Here is a 19,627-nt window from a genome sequence, read left to right on the forward strand (position 1 = left end):
CCCTTTTCCTTCAAAACCATTCCGTGACAACATGGGAAGAACGGCCACCTGCTGCAAGAGTTTCAGTGAAATTGTTGCAGGAATTGGTGAACACGTCCCCGTCCAAACCAGAGTGCTTGCATGACATCACACCCGCTTCATTCCGTTCTGTTCGTTTGTCTCGGCAATATTTGCCGCTCTCCCTTGGCCGAGGGTGTATTCCGATCGGTGCTTGCGGCGGGGAGGAAGGGGAATGGTGTCCTCATAGATTCCGCCGGTACCAATGGCTATCACACCGGAGAATTGCCGGACAAACGCTCTATTGTCGTCGCCAGTCGCCACGGCATCGATATTTCAGCTCAAAGGTGCCGCCAGCTTACTGCGGATGATTTCACCCGGTTTGACCTGATAATAGGCATGGACCGGGAGAATATCGCGACCATCAAGGCGCGTCGACCTAGCCTTGCCACAGCGGAGGTCGGAATGTTCTATGAACTCGGGCTTGGAGACTCCATACAGATCCCCGATCCGTATTACGGCACGAGTGTCGATTTCGAACGCGTCTACCGATTGATCCTGGAGGCCTCCAAAGGCCTCTCCGCACGGTTCGGGTAAAAAGAACGCGGGGCTTCGAGTGGCCAGGCTTCCTCGACAATGTAAGGTCCGCCACCGATGGAATCGCGCGATGACATCAGCACGAAACGTCCGATAGTGAACGGTGCTGTGGAGAAGTTTCCGCGTGACGACAGATAGTGCGCGACCTCTTCATTACGGACATTGCGCAGCCGCGCGAGGGTTACATGCGGGGTAAATTTGCGTTGATCGGCCGGCAGCATAAGGCGCTGGCAGATGCGCTCGATTTCGGCGTGCAGCGCTTGAATGTCCGGCGAAGGAGAGACACCTGCGACCAGACTATGTGGCTTCTTTGAGCCGAAGGCGTTCACGCCGGAAAGTTGCAGCGTAAATTCCGGTCGCCTTATGCGGTCGAGTGCATTGGCGACCTCGTCGGCGATATGGCCTTCGACATCCCCGATAAAGCGTAATGTGATGTGATAGTTTTCGACATCAATCCATCGGGCACCTGGCAGGCCACCGCGCAAAAGCGACAGTGAGAGAGCGGCGTCCCTCGGGATTTCGAGGGCAGTAAAGAGACGCGGCATAAGGCATCCTCCCCGAATCGAGTTGTGACTTTAGAGAATCATCGAATGAACTCGCGAGCAAGACATAAGTTCAGATTATCCTCCGGCGCGACAAATTAGACACGGCTCATCCAAAGGTGGCAGAACAGGTTAACGGATCGCCAGCCGCGGCGCGTGGAGCACCTATTGTGATGCGGTGCGCTGGCTTATGGTCTTTTCCATGAGTGGCAGAAAACCTTCAACCATCTTGGCGACGCCCTCTGTGTTCGGATGTTCGCCGTCTTCGAGTTGCAATGATTTTACTGTGGCGACCCCATCCAGGAAGAAGGGATAGAGCGGCACGTCGTATTTTTTCGCCAGACGCGGAAAGATCGCGTTGAATTTCTCCGCATAATCATTGCCCATATTGGGAGGTGCCAGCATGCCGGCGAGAATGACCTGAACGTTGCGCTGCTTCAGTTTCTCAAGGATATCGGAAAGGTTTTTCTCGCTGATGGCCGGGTCGATGCCTCGGAGCGCGTCATTGGCGCCGAATTCGAGGATCACCAGGTCGGTACCTTCGGGCACCGACCAATCCAACCTGGAGACGCCGTCAGTGGTCGTTTCGCCCGCGACGCCCGCATTGGTGATCGTCACGTTGACGCCCTTATCCTTCAGCGCCTTTTCCAACTGGGCGGTGAACGAATCCTGTATCGGCAGTTGGAAGCCGGACATCAGGCTGTCGCCGAAACCGACAACCGCCAACGGGCGGTCAGACACGGCATTTTGATTGGCCAGGGCCAAGGACGGCAAGGCAACTAGACCAGATAAAACGAAGAACTGTAACAATGATTTGAATCTCATTCTTGGGTACCCATATCAGACCAGCTGCAATCAATCTGGTGCTGACCATACCGCAAAGGAAGTGCTTCGTGACTAAATCCGTTATCGCGCTTGATCACATTGAGTTGACACTTGGCAGTGGTGCTTCCTCGGTGCATGTGCTGAAAGGCATTTCCCTAAGTATCAATTACGGGCAGTCAGTTGGCATTGTCGGGCCGTCCGGCTCGGGCAAATCGACCCTTTTGATGGTTCTTGCTGGACTTGAGCATGTGGATTCCGGTTCAGTTCAGATTGCCGGCGAGAAACTCGAAAGCATGAGCGAGGATCAAATAGCGGCGTTCCGCGGCCGCAATATCGGCATTGTATTCCAATCATTTCATCTCATTCCGAACATGACGGCACTGGAAAATGTCGCCGTGCCGCTCGAGCTCGCGGGAAATCCGGATGCCTTCGGCATTGCAGAAAATGTGCTCGCGGCAGTCGGTCTTGCTGATCGCATTACGCATTATCCTGGCGAACTCTCAGGCGGCGAGCAGCAGCGTGTCGCGATTGCACGCGCGCTAGCGCCGTCGCCGAAGATCCTTATTGCCGACGAACCAACAGGTAATCTCGACACGGCGACAGGACGGCAGATAGCCGATCTTCTGTTTGAGAAGCAGAAGGAATTCGGCGTCACACTCGTCCTTGTCACCCATGACGCAACACTCGCCGCGCGTTGCGACCGAGAGATTCGCGTGCGATCCGGCCTGATCGAGGCGGATGACCATGCCCCTGAATTGGCGAAGAGCGCATGAGTGAAATATCTCCCGTCCGCGCTGCACCATCCCTGAAACTGGCGTTGCGTTTCGCCCTGCGCGAAATGCGCGGTGGTCTGTCAGGGTTCTATATCTTTCTCGCCTGTATTGCGCTTGGTGTGGCGGCCATTGGCGGTGTCAACTCGGTCGCAAACTCCGTTACGGCGGGTATCTCCACGCAAGGCCAGAGCATCCTCGGCGGAGATATCCGTTTTCAGCTCAACCAGCGTGAAGTCAACCCTGACGAGCGGGCCTTTCTCGACAGCAAGGGCCGCGTTGCTGTCAGCGCCAACATGCGGTCAATGGCAAGGCTTGCCGATGGGTCTGATCAATCGCTGGTGGAAGTGAAGGCAGTGGACAATGCCTATCCGCTCTATGGAGCGCTGCAGACGACGCCTGTACTTGACCATCAGGCACTGTTTGCAGAAAAGGATGGTGCCTACGGAGCCGCTGTTGCCCAGATATTTCTCGACCGGCTCAATCTGAAGCTCGGTGACCGGGTTCTCCTTGGAACTGCAACGTTCGAGTTGCGCTCTGTCATCACCAATGAACCGGATCTGCTTTCCGACGGCTTTGGCTTCGCACCTCGCTTCATGGTGTCACTTGAAGGGCTCGGTGCCGCTGGGCTTATCCAGCCGGGAAGCCTTGTCGATCATAGCTATAAGATCGCTCTACCAGCCGGGGCGACAGACGCTGCAATCACGGCCATACGCGAGGAAGCGCAGAAACAATTTCCACAAGCTGGTTGGACAATACGTGGCCGCAACAATGCAGCGCCTTCGCTCAGCGCCAATATCGAACGGTTCTCACAATTCCTGACCTTGGTCGGGCTGACCTCCCTGATCGTTGGCGGGGTCGGCGTAGCCAATGCAGTGAGGTCTTATCTCGACGCAAAGCGCGGCGTCATCGCCACATTCAAGTCACTTGGAGCTCCAGGCTGGTTTGTGATCGCGGTGTATCTCATACAGATCGTCATTATAGCGCTAGCCGGTATTCTCATCGGCCTGGTCGTTGCGGCTCTTATTCCTTATGCTGCTGGCTACGCCTTACAGAGCGTTCTGCCCATCGCCTCGAAGGGTGGCTTCTATCCCGGCGCATTGCTCTGGGCCGCACTATTCGGTCTTTTGACAACGCTAGCGTTCGCCATATTGCCCTTAGGGCGCGCCAGAGATGTTCCAGCGACGGCACTCTTCCGCGAACAGGGGTTTGAGCAGCGCGGCTGGCCGAAGCCAATCTATGTGTTGGCCGCGGTTGTCCTGATCGCTGTCCTTTGCTTGCTGGCCGTGATTTTTGCCTATGACCGGCGAATCGCCATGGTCTTTGTTGGCGCGGTTGCGTTCTCGTTCGTCGTTTTGCGCGCTGTTTCGGGCTTGGTTCAATGGCTTGCGCGGCGCGCGCCGCGCGTGCGATCGACAGCGCTGCGGCTTGCTTTTGGTAATATTCATCGGCCTGGCGCCCTCACTCCCTCCGTAGTCCTTTCTCTTGGGCTGGGACTGACCCTTCTCGTTACGCTTGCACTTATCGACGGCAGTTTGCGTCAGCAACTGGCGGGTAACCTGCCCGAGCGGGCGCCGAATTTTTTCTTTGTCGATATTCAGAGCAAACAGGTCGATCAGTTCACGACTCTCCTGCAAAATGCAGCGCCGAATGGCAAGATCGTCAGCGCGCCGATGCTGCGCGGGCGCATCGTCGCGTTCAACGGTACGGATATAACGAAATTGACCATTCCACCCGAGGGTGCATGGGTATTGCGCGGCGACCGCGGTATCACCTATGCCAAAACCGTGCCGGAAAACTCGGCGCTGACACAAGGTTCGTGGTGGCCAACTGATTACTCCGGCGAACCGCTTGTCTCCTTCTCCGCCGAAGAGGCCGGCAATCTTGGCTTGAAGATTGGTGACACCGTGACGGTCAATGTGCTTGGTCGCAACATCACCGCGCGGATCGCCAACTTTCGTCAACTCCAGTGGGAATCCCTTGCCATCAACTTCGTGATGGTGTTTTCGCCGAACACCTTTACCGGCGCGCCGCATGCATGGCTGGCGACCCTGACCGACCCCGCAGCCACCGCGCAGCAAGAAGCCACCGTCATGCGCGATGTGACCCGGGCCTTTCCGGCAGTGACGACCGTTCGGGTCAAGGATGCGATCACCATCGCAAATGAGCTGGTCGGACAATTGGCCGTTGCTATTCGCGCGGCAGCGTCAGTGGCACTCATCGCATCTATTCTGGTGCTTGGCGGTGCTTTGGCGGCAGGAAATCGCGCGCGGGTTCATGATGCAGTCGTGTTGAAAACGCTTGGAGCGACCAGACGCACGCTGATAAAGGCCTTTACGCTTGAATATATGCTGCTCGGCCTCTCGACCGCTATTTTTGCGTTGCTCGCCGGTGGTGTGGCTGCCTGGTATGTGATTGTGCGGGTCATGACCTTGCCAGCCTCCTTCCAGCCGGAAGTGGCCATGATGACCGTAATTATCGCTCTGGTCCTGACTATCGGTTTCGGACTCGCTGGCACATGGCGAATACTTGGCCAGAAGGCGGCGCCGATCTTGCGAAACCTTTGAAATCATTAAAACGATGTAATATTGCTCTGTTTCAGGGCAATTTGGGACTGCAACACACGATCTTGAGCAAATCAGGTCTTGTTATAACGCGTTTAAATCACCATAATTCTTACCAAGGCATGCTGGGGTCCCGCCAGCGGCGCCCGGGATTCCCCCGACACCCGACGGGACGAAGCAAATGAGGAAAACCATGGCTGACTATCGCAACATCCAGGCCCGTACATCGGCCGGAGTGCGTGTGGACGCGGGGATCGATCAAGGTCTACGCAGCTACATGCTGAAGGTGTATAACCTTATGGGTATCGGTCTTGCAGTGACCGGTTTTGCCGCCCTTGCAGTTGTTTATCTCGCAACCACCAATGATGCGTCTCTTGCCGCAGCGCAGTTGCCCAACGGCAAGATGCTGACAAATCTTGGCGTTGCAATCTATGGCTCACCCCTGCGCTGGGTTGTGATGCTCGCACCGCTTGCCGCAGTGTTCTTTTTGAGTTTCCGCATCGAGAAGATGAGCGTTGCCGCTGCCCAGACGACGTTCTGGGTCTATGCCGCGCTGGTTGGTATCTCGCTGTCCTCGATCTTCCTGGTGTTTACGTCCGGAAGCATCGTTCAGACGTTCTTCATCACGGCGGCATCCTTCGGCGCCCTGTCGCTCTATGGATACACAACGAAGCGTGACCTCACTGCGATGGGCTCATTCCTGTTCATGGGTCTGATCGGCATCATTCTTGCCTCGCTGATCAATATCTTCCTGCAGTCGAGCGCCTTGCAGTTCGCAATCTCCGCTATCGGTGTTCTGGTCTTCGCCGGCCTGACCGCCTATGACACGCAGAATATCAAGGAAATGTACTACGAAGGCGACAGCTCGGACACTTATGGCCGCAAGGCAATCATGGGTGCACTCCGACTTTATCTCGACTTCATCAACATGTTCATGTTCCTTCTGCAGTTCCTCGGTAACCGCAACTAACTTTTGCGAACCTGAATTGAGGATAAGGGCAGCGGAAACGCTGCCCTTTTCGTTTTCCTGCCGCCGGAGATGCGGTGATTATTTTCGCAACGCTCCCCTTCAAATTCCAAGCAAAGAAGTGCATGAAGCGTGCAAGATCATCATTCATTGCGAAATTCCATGTCCCAGATTTATATCCGTTCAGCTCGTCCCGCCGACCTTCCGGCCATAACAGAAATCTATCGCGACGCTGTCCTGCACGGAACGGCGACTTACGAAATCGATCCACCCGATATGGAAGAGATGACACGGCGGTTCCACGCAGTCACCGCGGACGGATTTCCTTACGTAGTAGCGGAACTCGATGGGGCAGTGATCGGCTATGCCTACGCTAGTTATTTCCGGACGCGCCCGGCTTATTGGTGGTCAGTCGAGGATTCGATTTACATTGCACCGGAGGCAAAGGGGAAGGGGCTTGGCAAGGTCCTGCTGCAACAGCTGATCAAGGATTGCACCAATCTCGGCTTCCGTCAGTTCATCGCAGTCATCGGTGATGGCCACGACGCATCAGCGTCAGTACGGTTGCATTTGAGCTCGGGCTTCAAACATTCGGGAACCATCAGGGCATCGGGCTTCAAGCATGGCCGTTGGCTCGACACCGTGCTGATGCAGCTGGACATGAACGGCGGCTCGGAAACCTTGCCTGGCACACCCCCGCTGAAAGCTTAAGCACTAACTCCGTACGACACTCAGGCTCTTGTCGAAGACCCTTAGTACCCGATCGAGTTCCTGACCGCGCTTGAGAATGAGACCACTGGCGGCAATGACACTGTAGGCGCCCTGCTTGCGCGCGAACCTGGGGTTTTTCTCTATCCGGAACATCGGTACTTCACTGGTTCGCCGGAAGATCGAGAAGACTGCCCTGTCCATCAAATGATCGATGGCATAGTCCCGCCACTCGCCGGCAGATACCATGAAACCATATATTCGCAGGATCTGATCGAGTTCGCGCCGGTTGAAGGTTACGGGCAAATCGTTGTTGTGAGTAAGGGAGATAAGTTTAGCCTGCTGTTGCGATTCGTCGCCACCTGCATTGCTGTCCATCAATCAACCGCCTTTGAAAACTGTTGTGTCACGTGGATGACATAAAGGTGGCCTGATCCGCATCAATTTACAAGTCCGGAGTGATGAGAGCATTCAATATCGTTGGCTTACGAACTGTTTTGTTGGCTTTCTCACAAAGCAATACGCCGTGAATTCAATGGTGAATAGGCTGACACATTCTCGCCATTATCTGTTCGCATTGCCGCCGGATTCGACACCCAACATCAATGGCATGTTGTCCGAGACCGGTTCGTTCTCGAAGCGGCCCGATACCCCAAGCCCCCCGCCCAACGGGTTGCCCGGGTTGAGCCGACCAAGTCTCCCTAAGCAACATGCCCCAATACTCAGGCCGGATTTATCCGGCCTGTTTTTCTGTGTGGGTAGAGCGTGTCTTATCGCCCGATGCTCTAGGGTTTCGCGGCCATAATCGAGGCGCCAATAATGGGGCCTGGCTTGCCCTCACCCAGCATCTCCTGCAGCAGCACCGCGCAGCCGGACGCTTTCTTGCTGGCGATCTCGCTCAGCGGGATTTCGATCTTCTGCGCCGCCCCATCCCACATGCCGACCGTCTCCATCGCGCGCACACTGTTGGCGTAACTGACCTTGCGTCCGACATTCTCGCCATCGGGTATGGCGATGATGCTCTCTCGATTGAAATAGGCCAGCAGAACGCGAACTGGGTTGGTCGCGGATGGACCGGAACCTATGTCGATCAACAGCCGGTCCCGTGCGGTCTTTTCGATGGATACGGGGATGGTGAGCCCAGTCGGCGTGTTGCGCGTTTCTGCGATACGCCTGCGAATTTTCTGGCCGTCCTGACCGTTCATATGCTCACGGCCATTGAGGATCACCTGCGGCGTATAAATACCGTTCAATCCCAGAGCAGTACGATAGGCATTCTGACGGTCGGTGTTTTCGGGCACTGCAAGGCTGTCTGTCCAGCCGCGATAATCCCAATAATCCACGTGGAAGGCGAGCGCGACAACCTTTCCTTCCGTCGCAAGCGACTTCAGCACCGCATCCGCAGGGGGGCATGACCCGCAGCCTTGAGAGGTATAAAGCTCGACGACACCCTCTGGTTTCCCGCCAGACTCCTCCGCACAGACAGGCAGCACATAAGCCACTGCCGCTACGAACGGTGCGCCGATTACAATGCGTCTGGATAGGGTGCGCAGGGACAAGGTAGTTATTTTCTTCCCGAGTTTTCTTAGTTCGTTTTTGTCAGTTCAATTGTCAGAAGATTGATAGGAGCCGATCGTTTCAACAGGAAGTCACTTTGAGGTGAATTCGATCACGTTTCGTCTTGCCTTTAATCGAAAGGCCGCCGGTTTCCCGGCGACCATCCGTTTCACATTATTTTTGAGCAATCAGGCAGCAAGATCACGCAGAACGTATTGCAGGATACCGCCGTTTTTCAAATATTCGAGTTCGTCGATCGTATCGATGCGGCAGATTAACGGCACCTGTTTGACGCCGCCATCGGCGTAAGTCACCGTGGCAAATGTCTTCTGGCGTGGTTGAATCGTGGCCAGACCTTCAATCGAGACGATCTCGTCACCCTTGAGCCCCAGCGATTGCCAGCTCGTGCCGTCTTCGAGAACGAATGGCACTATGCCCATGCCGACGAGATTCGAACGATGAATACGCTCGAAGGACTGGGCAATCACGGCACGAACACCAAGCAGGCTGGTTCCCTTTGCCGCCCAGTCGCGCGATGAGCCATTGCCATATTCGACACCGGCAAAGACCACCAGAGGAACATTCTCGCTACGATATTGCATGGCAGCGTCGTAGATCGGCATTTCCTCCTTGGTCGGATAGTGGATCGTATAGCCACCTTCACGGCCGTTTTCGCCGAGCATATGGTTGCGGATGCGAATATTGGCGAAGGTGCCGCGCATCATCACTTCATGATTGCCGCGGCGCGTGCCGTACTGGTTGAAGTCCAGCGGAGCGACGCCATGCTCGGTCAGATACTGTCCGGCAGGAGAGGCCGCCTTGATCGAACCGGCCGGAGAAATATGGTCGGTGGTGATCTTGTCGCCAAACAGACCAAGAATGCGCGCACCCTTGATGTCGTTGACCTTGCCCGGTGTCTTGCCCATGCCGACAAAGTAAGGCGGGTTCTGCACATAGGTCGACTGATCGTCCCAGGCATAGGTCTGACCTGCGGGAACCTTCACCGCCTGCCAGTTTTCGTCGCCCTTGAACACGTCTGCATATTTGGCCGAAAACAGTTTGCGGGTGACGTTTTTGGTGATGAACTCCTGAATCTCGTGTGAAGACGGCCAGATATCCTTGAGGAAAACCGGATTACCGTTCTGATCTTCGCCAAGCGGCTCGGTGGTAAGGTCGAGTTTAACTGTACCGGCGATAGCATAGGCAACGACGAGAGGCGGTGAAGCCAGATAGTTTGCCTGAACGTCGGGCGATACACGGCCTTCGAAGTTACGATTGCCGGAAAGTACCGACGCCGCGATCAGACCCTTGTCGTTGATGGTTTTGGAAATCGGCGTCAGCAGCGGACCGGAATTGCCGATGCAGGTCGTGCAGCCGAAACCAACGAGGTTGAAGCCAAGCGCGTCTAGTGATGTCTGCAAACCGGCGCTTTCCAGATAGGCGGCAACGACCTGCGAGCCCGGAGCAAGCGATGTCTTGACCCAGGGCTTCGACTTCAGGCCCTTGGCAACCGCGTTGCGGGCAAGAAGACCCGCTGCAATCAACACGCTCGGATTCGAGGTGTTCGTGCAGGAGGTGATAGCGGCGATGGCGACATCGCCGTGACCCAGATCGTAGTCCTCGCCTTCGACAGGATAGCGGGCGTCGAGCTGCGTGGTCTTCTTGTATTCCTTCTGCAGCGATTCATGGAAGCCGGACGCAATGCCTTCAAGCGCGATACGGCCCTCCGGACGCTTCGGCCCAGCCATGGACGGCACAACGGTTCCGAGATCGAGTTCCAGCGTGTCGGTGAATACCGGATCAGCAGAGTTTGGCTCGCGCCACATGCCCTGCGCTTTCGAATAGGCCTCGACAAGAGCGAGGCGGTCTTCGTCGCGTCCGGACATGTGCATGTAGTTGATGGTTTCGCGGTCGATCGGGAAAAAGCCGCAGGTCGCGCCGTATTCGGGGCCCATATTGCCAATGGTTGCACGGTCCGCAAGCGTCATGCTTTCGAGGCCAGGCCCGAAGAATTCGACGAACTTGCCGACGACGCCCTTCTTGCGCAGCATCTGCACAACAGTGAGAACGAGGTCGGTCGCTGTCACGCCTTCCTTGACCTTGCCGGTCAGGCGGAAGCCGATGACTTCCGGCAGAAGCATCGAAACGGGCTGGCCAAGCATGGATGCCTCAGCCTCGATACCGCCAACGCCCCAGCCGAGTACGCCGAGGCCATTGACCATGGTCGTGTGCGAGTCAGTCCCGACGCAAGTATCGGGATATGCGACGGTCACGCCATCCTCGTCCTTGGTCCACACGCCTTGCGCGAGATATTCAAGATTGACCTGATGGCAAATGCCGGTGCCGGGCGGAACGACGCGGAAGTTCTTGAACGCCTGCTGGCCCCACTTCAGGAAGCGATAACGCTCCCCGTTGCGTTCATATTCGAGATCCACATTGCGCTTGAAGGCTTGGGGATTGCCGAACTCATCGACGATAACAGAGTGATCGATGACGAGGTCAACCGGAACAAGCGGATTGATCTTTTCCGGATCGCCACCGAGATTGACCATGGCGTCGCGCATCGCTGCAAGATCTACGACTGCCGGAACCCCGGTGAAGTCCTGCATCAGGACGCGGGCCGGACGATAGGCGATTTCCGCACCGGCACTGCCGCGGTCGACGAGCCATGCTGCGACGGCTTCGATGTCTTTCTTGAAGACCGAGCGGTTGTCTTCAAAACGAAGCAGATTTTCGAGAAGAACTTTCATCGAGAATGGAAGCTGGGAGATGCCTTCCAGGCCGTTCTTTTCGGCTTCGGTCAAACTATAATAGACGTATTCCTTGTCCCCCACGGTGAGGGTCCTACGGCATTTGAAGCTGTCAATATGAGACATTGTTGCGTTCGTCCTTATGCTGAGGCCTAAACCCGGGACGAACGCCTTTGCCGCGTTTCAAGGACGCGCTAAGGTGCGGGTGCAGTCATTTCCGCTGTCCGTCCCGCAACAGGTCCAAAAACGGAACCCGTATCGAGATCGGCCAAAATGGTTTCCATGCCGACCGCTGGCATGGTTGTCAGCTATATAGAGTTTTTCGCTGATCTGTGCCAGACCGGAATTAGTCTAAATTGTGTGCTGCGTCGAAATAATCGCGTGGCGTTTCACAAGTACCAAAAAGCGGATCGGTCATGCGGTTAATCGCCGAGAATTTGGGTGGTGAACGGGGAGGAGAACTGTTGTTTTCCGGTCTTCACTTTGCTGTTTCCTCCGGTGAAGCGCTTATGGTGACTGGGCCTAACGGTTCAGGTAAATCGACCCTGCTTCGAATTATCGCAGGTCTGCTTGTTCAGGCGGAAGGAATGCTTCGGCTCGAGGGTACGCCGGACGCGTTTGAGGGGCTCGCCGCGGCCGCTCATTATCTTGGCCACCTCAATGCCATGAAGCCGGTTCTCAGCGTCGATGAAAACCTGCATTTCTGGCAATCGTTCAACGGGCGCGGTCAGTATTCGATTGCCGAAGCGCTCGAATACGTCAGTCTTGGTGAAATTGGTCACCTGCCTTTTGGCTATCTTTCGACCGGACAAAAACGCCGTGTCAGTATCGCCCGGCTTCTTGTCAGCGACCGGCCGGTGTGGCTTCTGGATGAGCCAACCGCCGGGTTGGACAAAGCATCTGAGACGCAGTTCACCGGACTTATGCGCGGACACCTGACAAGCGGCGGAATTATAGTTGCAGCGACCCATTTGCCGCTGGGGCTTGAGGGATCGAACGAATTGGCCCTGGGAGCCGCCTCGTAATGGGCGCATTGTTCCTTCGCGACGTTCGACTTGGCTTGCGCGCTGGTGGCGGCGCGTTGGTTGGCATCCTGTTCTTTCTGGCGGTAATTGCCGTCGTTCCCTTTGGCGTGGGACCCGATCTGAAGCTGCTTGCCCGTATCGGTGCGGCCATGTTGTGGATCGGAGCGCTGCTTGCGACCTTGCTTGGCCTCGACCGCCTGTTTCAGGCGGATCGTGATGATGGCTCGCTCGATCTCCTGATCATGGCGGCGGATCGGCACATGCTTGCACTTACGATCCTCGTCAAATGCCTGGCGCATTGGACAGTCAGCGTCTTGCCATTGGTCATTGCCTCGCCGCTGCTTGGGCTTTTCATGAACATGGAACCTGCGGCCATTGGTGCGACCGCCTTGACCCTTCTGGTCGGCACGCCGGCGATCACGCTGATCGGTGCTGTGGGCGCTGCGGTGGCGGTTTCGCTACCGCGGGGCGGGCTTTTGGTTTCTGTGATCATCCTGCCGCTGACGATACCGGTGCTGATTTTTGGCGTGTCTGCGTCCTATGGCGCAGTTGAAGATCCGGCACCGTTTCTGGCACCTTTCCTTATTCTTGCTGCGATTACGCTGTTCTTTGCAGTGCTGGGACCAGTAGCCGCCGCAGCGGCGTTGAGGTCTTCTGCCGATTGACGACGTGATGAATTGCGAAACGGGCATCAGAAAGCTAAGAGTATGTGATGAGTGACGCAGTATCCAAGACGGGACGATGGATTGATCTGGCCAACCCTACGCGGTTTTTGAGCCTGGCAGGCGGCATTCTGCCGTGGCTCGGCGGACTTACCGTACTTGTGCTGGCCATCGGCTTCTGGATGTCAATGAACGCGCCCGACGATTACCAGCAAGGCTCAACGGTCAAGATCATGTTCATCCACGTGCCTTTCGCCTGGCTTTCGATGATGTGTTACACGATCATGAGCGTCGCGGCGCTAGGAACACTGGTATGGCGCCACCCGCTGGCCGATGTTTCCGCCAAGGCTGCTGCGCCGATCGGGGCTGTCTTCACTGCTTTGGCGCTGATCACCGGCTCGCTTTGGGGGAAGCCGATGTGGGGCACGTGGTGGGTCTGGGATGCGCGGCTCACCTCCGTTTTTGTCCTGTTTCTGATGTACCTCGGGATCATCGCGCTTACCCGTGCCATGGATGATCCGGCAAAATCGGCAAGGGCCACGGCTATCCTCACCCTTGTCGGCTTCATCAATATTCCGATCATCAAGTTTTCGGTCGATTGGTGGAACACGCTGCATCAGCCCGCGTCAGTCCTGCGCATGGGTGGCTCAACCCTCGACCAGTCTTATCTTAGGCCATTGCTGGTCATGGCAATCGGTTTCACGCTTCTATTTTTCACGTTGCACCTGATGGCGATGCGCAACGAAATCTGGCGCCGCCGCGTCACGGCGATGCGCCGCGTTGCTGCCCGCAGCGCAGATCGGGGAACAGTGTCATGATCAGCCATACCGGTTTCGTGCTTGCCTCCTATGGCGCTGCCATCATTGTCCTTGCTGCCTTGATCGGATGGATTTTCATCGATCAACGCAGCCAGCGTCAGGCGCTGCAGGAGCTGGAATCGCGCGGGGTGCGTCGCAGGTCCGAGACGAAGATGGATAACGCATCGTGACGGGGCAGGAGCAAGTCGAAAAGGCTCCACGAAAGCGCAGCCTGTTCTTTGTCTTCCTGCCGCTTATCCTGTTTGCCGCCCTAGCCGCTGTTTTCGCATTCCAGCTTGCGTCGGGCCGCGATGAATCGGTCATTCCGTCTGCGCTGATTGGCAAACCCGCTCCCAATGTGTCGCTGCCGGCCGTGAGCGGATTGCAAAAGGATGGCCAGCCGGTTCCTGGGCTTGATCCGGCAGCCTTCAAGGGGCAGGTCACGCTCGTCAATGTTTTTGGCTCCTGGTGTGTGCCCTGCCGTGTCGAACACCCGCTGCTCATGCAATTGGGTGAAGACAAGCGGTTTCGGCTCACCGGGTTGAACTACAAGGATAAAAACGAGAACGTCCTCGGCTTCCTCGACGAACTCGGCAATCCCTACGCCGCCATCGGAGCCGACATGAACGGCCGGGCCGCAATCGAGTGGGGCGTATATGGCGTGCCGGAAACCTTCCTTATCGGCAAGGATGGAATCGTCGCCTACAAGCATGTCGGACCTTTGACGGAAGACTCGATCCGCGACGATGTCATGCCTGCCATCGAGGCAGCGCTAAAGGCGAATTAGGGCTTTCAGTTTTCCAGCATGGCATAGCGCCGTACCCAGCCCGCGGCTCTTGTTGCGGCCGTCGCCGTGCTATCATAGGCGTGGGTGAGCGGAACAGTGATCATCCGATAGCCGAATTTCGTTTTCGTTGCGACCGTGACCGGCGCAGCGATAGGCGTGCCAAGTGCAAGCGTTTCTATTGGCCGGTCCGCAGCGGGCTCAGGAACCGTAAAAGACCTGCCGGCGACCACTGATTCAAGAGCAGATTTCACGGTACATGTCGCGGTGATCAACGGATAGTCGACCTTCGTGTTCTGACGAATCTGGTTCTCCTGGTCCGCTCTGCATCGTTCGATACTGGTCCAGCCGGCATCTGCTGTTTTTATATATTCGCAGATTTTCGCATCGCAGTCGCAACCCATCAGGGTCATTACGATGAGAGCCGTCTTCATTGGTCACACTTTCTGAGAATTAGTTGCCGGTAACGTAATTCTTGAGCGTGGATCACGGCGGGATTTCGTCGTGATCAGGCGGAAATTATGACCCTTTTCAGCCGGATTGTGGCGGTCTTATTGGTCTTTGCTCGACGCTTTCTCGGCTGCAGGCTCGATAGAATATTTCATCACGAGCGGCATCTGCGCAAAGGTGAAGAGCAGCGTGATCGGCATGGTGCCCCAAACCTTGAACGCCACCCAGAAATCGGTCGAGAAGCTGCGCCACACAACTTCATTCAGTACCGCGAGGAAAATGAAGAATATCCCCCATCGCATGGTCAGCTTTCGCCAGCCCTCGGCATTCAGCTTGAAGGCACTGTCAAAAACATAGCCGAGCAGGGATTTGCCGAAATAAAGTCCGCCGAGCAGGATGATCCCGAACAATGCATTGACGATGGTCGGCTTCATCTTGATGAAGGTTTCATTGTGGAGCCATAGCGTCAGCGCACCGAAGATCAGCACGACAATGCCGGAGATCAGCGGCATGATCGGCAGGCTGCGCACCAGAATCCAGGAAGCCGCAAGTGCAATCGCCGTGGCCGCCATGAACAGGGCGGTCGCGATGAAAATCGGCTCGCCAATATTGGAGAGGGCGGGAAAGCGTTCGATCAACCATTCGCCGCGCGCATTGGCGAAAAAGAACACCATCAGCGGGCCGAGTTCCAGAACCAGCTTGAGCAGCGGATTGATCTCCTTGCGCGCCGGATCGGTTCTGGCTGCCGGATCCGATGGATCACGTTCGAATATGGGCTGTTCCATCATGCAACTCCTGCGATGGCTTTGGCAAAATCGCTTGCGGCGAAAGGTTCGAGGTCTTCGACCTGCTCGCCGACGCCAATGAAGTAGACCGGCAGTTTATGTTTCGCAGAGATGGCGACAAGGATGCCACCACGTGCTGTGCCGTCAAGCTTGGTCATCACGAGACCATTGACGCCGGCGATGTTCTTGAAAATCTCAACCTGGTTGAGAGCATTCTGCCCCGTCGTCGCATCGAGCGTCTGTAACACCGTATGCGGCGCTTCCGGATCGTTCTTGCCGAGCACACGAACGATCTTCGCGAGTTCGTCCATCAGTTCCGCCCGGTTCTGCAGACGACCGGCCGTATCGATGATCAGAACGTCGCTTCCGGCTTCCTTCGCCTGTTTCCACGCATCGAAGGCGAGCCCCGCCGCATCAGCGCCAAGCTTGGAGGAAACGACAGGGGCGCCGGTGCGTTTGCCCCAAATGTGCAACTGTTCGATGGCCGCGGCCCGGAACGTATCGCCCGCGGCGAGCATGACGTTAAGGCCACCCGCCGTAAGCTTGGCGGCAAGCTTGCCGATCGTCGTGGTCTTGCCGGTGCCATTGACCCCAACAACAAGGATGACGTGCGGTTTGTGCGAAAGGTCGAGTTCCAGGGGCTTGGCCACCGGGCCCAGCACCTTCTCGATTTCCGCTGCCATGATGGTGCGGACTTCCTCCGTGCTGATATCCTTGCCGTAGCGCGTCGCGCTCAAGGCCCCAGTGATGCGGATGGCGGTCTCCATACCGAGATCTGCCTGGATCAGCACGTCTTCCAGATCCTGCAACGTATCTTCGTCCAGCTTGCGCCGGGTGAAGATGCTGCCAATGGAATCGCCGAGTTGCTGGGAGGAACGGAACAGCCCCTTGCGTAGGCGCTCGAACCAGGAAAGACGCCTTTCCGGTTCTGCAATGGCGGGTTGTTCAACCTGTTTTTCCTCGACCGTACGGCTAACAGTTACTTTCGATGGCTTCGGGGCAACGACGGGTTCCGGCGTCTCGGCGACCGGAGCTTCGGGGGCAGGGATCGGCACCGGCTCGATTGTTGCCTCACCCATTGGCGATTCAATCTCATCCGTGGCTTCGATGAGTTCATCGACTGGCGACGGTTCAATCGCGGTCTGTTCGACGATGACAGGTTCGATGTCTTGAAGTAACTCAGGTTCTGCCGCCGTGTCTTCGAAGGCGACGGTCTGTTCCTCAACAACTGGTTCTGCTTCAGCAGGAATAGTTTCGGCAGGCACATTCAATGCTTCCTGTGCCGTTGTATCCTCATAGAGCTGCTCAGCCGTCGGTAGCTGATCGACCTCGCCTGAGGGCTTCTCAACCGGAACCTCTTCGACCTCCTTCTTGCCGAAGGAGAATATCTTCTTGATGAAACCCAGAGCCATGAAAACTGCTTTGCTAATTAAGATTATGCCGCGCGCTGGCTACTATCACTAGCCAACAGCTTGTCGCTGTCATGGCCATTGATCGTGCGCTCGATGATATGGCCCGGCACTCCATCATCGACACCAACGAGAGTGAAACCCTCCGTCCGGCCAAGGCCTTCACGTTCGATGAGAATTTTCTGCGTCGTGCCAACGAGACTTTGCAAGTGGCGGCGATAGGCCATGTCGCCTGCGGCCCGCAGCCTTGCCGCGCGTGCCTTGATGCTCTGGCGGTTAACCTGCGGCATGCGCGCAGCGGGCGTTCCTTCACGCGGGCTGAACGGAAAAACGTGCAGATGCGTCAAACCACATTCCTCGACAATCCGGACTGAGTTTTCGAACATCTCGTCCGTCTCGGTTGGGAAACCGGCGATAATATCCGCACCAAAAACGATATCCGGCCGGATCTTCCGGACATTCTCGCAAAACTCGATTGAATCTTCACGCAGATGGCGGCGCTTCATGCGCTTCAGGATCATGTTGTCGCCCGACTGCAACGATAGATGCAGATGCGGCATCATGCGTTTTTCAGTCGCCAGCGCTTCCATCAGGTCTTCGTCGGCTTCGATCGAGTCTATGGAGGAAAGGCGCAGCCGCTGCAAGTCCGGTACTTCCTTGAGTACGGTTTTCACCAGCCTGCCCAGCCGCAAGTTTCCCGGAAGATCCGGTCCATAGCTGGTCATGTCGACGCCGGTCAGCACCACCTCGTTATAGCCATTGCCGACGAGCCGCTTGACCTGTTCGACAACACCGCCCATCGGCACCGAGCGGGAGTTACCTCGGCCGTAGGGGATAATGCAAAATGTGCAGCGGTGATCGCAGCCATTCTGCACCTGAACAAAAGCACGGGCACGTCCTTCGATGGCGTCGACCATGTGCGAGGCGGTCTCGCGCACCTCCATGATGTCGTTGACGCGCACCTTTTCAAACTGGTTGACGCCGAAATCCGGCAGCATGCGATAGGAGTTGGATTTCAGCTTCTCCTCGTTGCCGAGAACGAGATCGACTTCATCCATGGCGGCAAATTCATCAGCGCCCGTTTGTGCGGCGCAACCGGTAACGATAATGCGCGCTTGCGGATTATCCCGGCGTGCCTTGCGGATGGCTTGCCGGGCCTGGCGCACAGCTTCGCTGGTAACGGCGCAGGTATTGAAGATGATCGCGCCATCTTGCAGGGCACCAAGACCCGCAGCATCGGCCTCGCGCTTCATCACCTCCGACTCGTAGGTATTGAGCCGGCAACCGAAAGTGACGACATCGACAGCCATCACGCAGCTCCCTGCGAGGATTTGACCTCGTCGCGGTGCCATGCTCCGGTCGCAGGGTCCAGAGATCCTGAAAACTCCCATTCCGCCGGTCCGGTCATAATCACATGATCGTTTTCAAGCCATTCGATCAATAGCGGTCCGCCTGGCACAGTGACCGTTACAACCCTTTCAGTACGGCCGGTGCGCGCGGCAGAAACACCAGCGGCGCAGGCAGCAGAACCGCAAGCCTTGGTCAAACCAGCGCCGCGTTCCCATGTACGCAGGGTAATGGCGTTGCGGCTTGTCACGTGCGCGATGGAGATATTGGCGCGTTCCGGGAAGATCGGATGGTTTTCGAGGAGAGGCCCGAACCGCTCGAGATCGTAGGTCCACACGTCCTGGTCAACCCAAAAGATCGCATGCGGATTGCCCATATTGGCGACCGATGGCGAATGCAGGACCGGCGCATCGATCGGCCCAATTTGCAATTCGATCCTGCGCGTATCGTGAAACGGTTCCGCGAGGGGAATGTCCTGCCAATCAAAGCGCGGCTTGCCCATGTCCACGGATATCTGCCCGTCCGGATGTTCGCGGGCGGTCAGGATTCCCGCTATCGTCTCAAAGGTGAATTCACGCTTGCCGGTTTCCGAACTCAGCGCCTGCACCACGCAGCGCATGCCATTGCCACATGCCTGTGCCTCAGTGCCGTCGGAATTGATAATCTCGATATAGGCTTGCGTGCCGTCGGTTCTGGCCGAGTGAATGGCCATAATCTGGTCGAACTTGGTTGCCGGGTCCCGGTCGAGCGCGATAGCCGCGTCGGCCGTAATCCGGTCCGCACGACCGCGCATATCGGCAACGATAATTTCGTTACCAAGCCCGTTCATCTTCGCAAATTGCGCGTATGCCGCCATACCTTCGCTAGCCTATAATTGCCATCATCTGTCGATAGAGGGCTTATATGGCGGAAAAGGGAAAGAAATGCCAGTGCCTGCGCGACTCTGTCTTGCTGGTGTTCCGTGTTCACGCGCATCGTCGACGCCGCCCAACCAGTCATGGTTTGCTGCAATGCATAAGACTTTATTCACCTTGAAATGATTGAATTGGTTAATGCCGCCGGTCTCGGCTGATCGCGGGCAGCTTTGGAAG

19 protein-coding genes and 1 pseudogene are annotated in these 19,627 nt (G+C 56.6%); 10 read left to right on the forward strand and 10 right to left on the reverse strand.

Annotated features, from left to right (window positions below):
- Nucleotides 1–120: 120 nt before the first annotated feature.
- Nucleotides 121–594, forward strand: coding sequence for a low molecular weight protein-tyrosine-phosphatase (locus FHS21_RS09680; RefSeq protein WP_112524990.1), 474 nt, complete (start codon nt 121–123; stop codon nt 592–594).
- Here the strand turns inward: FHS21_RS09680 and thpR are convergent.
- Both thpR and FHS21_RS09690 read right to left on the reverse strand, forming a co-directional pair.
- On the reverse strand, nt 543–1,139 hold the full coding sequence (thpR, locus tag FHS21_RS09685) for an RNA 2',3'-cyclic phosphodiesterase (RefSeq protein ID WP_183661766.1): 597 nt from the start codon (nt 1,137–1,139) through the stop codon (nt 543–545). The genes FHS21_RS09680 and thpR overlap by 52 nt on opposite strands.
- Nucleotides 1,140–1,301: 162 nt before the next feature.
- Nucleotides 1,302–1,961, reverse strand: coding sequence for an arylesterase (locus tag FHS21_RS09690; RefSeq protein ID WP_112524995.1), 660 nt, complete (start codon nt 1,959–1,961; stop codon nt 1,302–1,304).
- A gap of 68 nt (nt 1,962–2,029) precedes the next feature.
- On the opposite strand from FHS21_RS09690, the gene FHS21_RS09695 reads away from it, so the two are divergent.
- From FHS21_RS09695 to FHS21_RS09710, 4 genes are all read left to right on the forward strand, one after another.
- A complete protein-coding gene (locus tag FHS21_RS09695) occupies nt 2,030–2,734 on the forward strand; it encodes an ABC transporter ATP-binding protein (RefSeq protein WP_112525222.1) in 705 nt (234 codons plus the stop codon).
- The gene (locus tag FHS21_RS09700) at nt 2,731–5,298 is read left to right on the forward strand and encodes an ABC transporter permease (protein ID WP_183661768.1); all 2,568 of its coding nucleotides are present in this window, start codon (nt 2,731–2,733) and stop codon (nt 5,296–5,298) included. The genes FHS21_RS09695 and FHS21_RS09700 overlap by 4 nt, the downstream gene beginning before the upstream one ends.
- 190 nt (nt 5,299–5,488) lie before the next feature.
- Nucleotides 5,489–6,265 (forward strand): Bax inhibitor-1/YccA family protein, encoded by a 777-nt coding sequence (locus FHS21_RS09705; protein ID WP_112524999.1) that lies wholly within the window; start codon nt 5,489–5,491, stop codon nt 6,263–6,265.
- A 159-nt stretch (nt 6,266–6,424) separates the two neighbouring features.
- A complete protein-coding gene (locus tag FHS21_RS09710) occupies nt 6,425–6,973 on the forward strand; it encodes a GNAT family N-acetyltransferase (protein WP_112525001.1) in 549 nt (182 codons plus the stop codon).
- Nucleotides 6,974–6,976: 3 nt separating this feature from the next.
- On the opposite strand, the pseudogene FHS21_RS09715 reads toward FHS21_RS09710, so the two are convergent.
- The 3 genes and pseudogenes from FHS21_RS09715 to acnA form a co-directional block, all read right to left on the reverse strand.
- Nucleotides 6,977–7,264: pseudogene (locus FHS21_RS09715) on the reverse strand (DUF2794 domain-containing protein); the annotation flags it as partial.
- A gap of 491 nt (nt 7,265–7,755) precedes the next feature.
- Nucleotides 7,756–8,529, reverse strand: coding sequence for a DUF1223 domain-containing protein (locus FHS21_RS09720; RefSeq protein WP_246410964.1), 774 nt, complete (start codon nt 8,527–8,529; stop codon nt 7,756–7,758).
- Nucleotides 8,530–8,715: 186 nt separating this feature from the next.
- Complete coding sequence (acnA, locus tag FHS21_RS09725; RefSeq protein WP_183661770.1) at nt 8,716–11,403, reverse strand: aconitate hydratase AcnA; 2,688 nt, start codon at nt 11,401–11,403, stop codon at nt 8,716–8,718.
- A 290-nt stretch (nt 11,404–11,693) separates the two neighbouring features.
- On the opposite strand from acnA, the gene ccmA reads away from it, so the two are divergent.
- Genes ccmA through FHS21_RS09750 form a run of 5 tightly spaced genes read left to right on the forward strand, consistent with a single transcriptional unit; the run spans nt 11,694 to nt 14,548 of the window.
- Entirely contained in the window at nt 11,694–12,302 is a 609-nt protein-coding gene (gene ccmA, locus FHS21_RS09730) for a heme ABC exporter ATP-binding protein CcmA (protein ID WP_183661772.1), read from the forward strand.
- Nucleotides 12,302–12,967, forward strand: a complete 666-nt coding sequence (gene ccmB, locus FHS21_RS09735; RefSeq protein ID WP_112525009.1) for a heme exporter protein CcmB — start codon at nt 12,302–12,304, stop codon at nt 12,965–12,967. Before ccmA ends, ccmB begins: the two co-directional genes overlap by 1 nt.
- A 44-nt stretch (nt 12,968–13,011) precedes the next feature.
- Nucleotides 13,012–13,782 (forward strand): heme ABC transporter permease, encoded by a 771-nt coding sequence (locus FHS21_RS09740; protein ID WP_183661774.1) that lies wholly within the window; start codon nt 13,012–13,014, stop codon nt 13,780–13,782.
- Nucleotides 13,779–13,952, forward strand: coding sequence for a heme exporter protein CcmD (gene ccmD / locus FHS21_RS09745; protein WP_112525013.1), 174 nt, complete (start codon nt 13,779–13,781; stop codon nt 13,950–13,952). The genes FHS21_RS09740 and ccmD overlap by 4 nt, the downstream gene beginning before the upstream one ends.
- On the forward strand, nt 13,949–14,548 hold the full coding sequence (locus FHS21_RS09750; protein ID WP_112525015.1) for a DsbE family thiol:disulfide interchange protein: 600 nt from the start codon (nt 13,949–13,951) through the stop codon (nt 14,546–14,548). Before ccmD ends, FHS21_RS09750 begins: the two co-directional genes overlap by 4 nt.
- A gap of 5 nt (nt 14,549–14,553) precedes the next feature.
- Here FHS21_RS09750 and FHS21_RS09755 read toward each other — a convergent pair whose 3' ends face one another.
- The 5 genes from FHS21_RS09755 to dapF all read right to left on the reverse strand — a co-directional run bounded on the left by FHS21_RS09755 (nt 14,554) and on the right by dapF (nt 19,392).
- Nucleotides 14,554–14,979: a hypothetical protein gene (locus FHS21_RS09755; RefSeq protein WP_112525017.1), complete on the reverse strand. Its 426-nt coding sequence runs from the start codon at nt 14,977–14,979 to the stop codon at nt 14,554–14,556.
- 117 nt (nt 14,980–15,096) lie between these two features.
- Nucleotides 15,097–15,780, reverse strand: coding sequence for a septation protein A (locus FHS21_RS09760; protein ID WP_183661879.1), 684 nt, complete (start codon nt 15,778–15,780; stop codon nt 15,097–15,099).
- Nucleotides 15,780–17,192, reverse strand: coding sequence for a signal recognition particle-docking protein FtsY (gene ftsY / locus FHS21_RS09765; RefSeq protein ID WP_183661776.1), 1,413 nt, complete (start codon nt 17,190–17,192; stop codon nt 15,780–15,782). Before ftsY ends, FHS21_RS09760 begins: the two co-directional genes overlap by 1 nt.
- 23 nt (nt 17,193–17,215) lie before the next feature.
- Entirely contained in the window at nt 17,216–18,499 is a 1,284-nt protein-coding gene (gene mtaB / locus FHS21_RS09770) for a tRNA (N(6)-L-threonylcarbamoyladenosine(37)-C(2))-methylthiotransferase MtaB (protein WP_183661778.1), read from the reverse strand.
- Complete coding sequence (gene dapF / locus FHS21_RS09775) at nt 18,499–19,392, reverse strand: diaminopimelate epimerase (protein WP_112525025.1); 894 nt, start codon at nt 19,390–19,392, stop codon at nt 18,499–18,501. The genes mtaB and dapF overlap by 1 nt, the downstream gene beginning before the upstream one ends.
- Between the last annotated feature and the right edge of the window lie 235 nt (nt 19,393–19,627).

The organism is Phyllobacterium trifolii, assembly GCF_014192095.1.
Classification (GTDB): domain Bacteria; phylum Pseudomonadota; class Alphaproteobacteria; order Rhizobiales; family Rhizobiaceae; genus Phyllobacterium; species Phyllobacterium trifolii.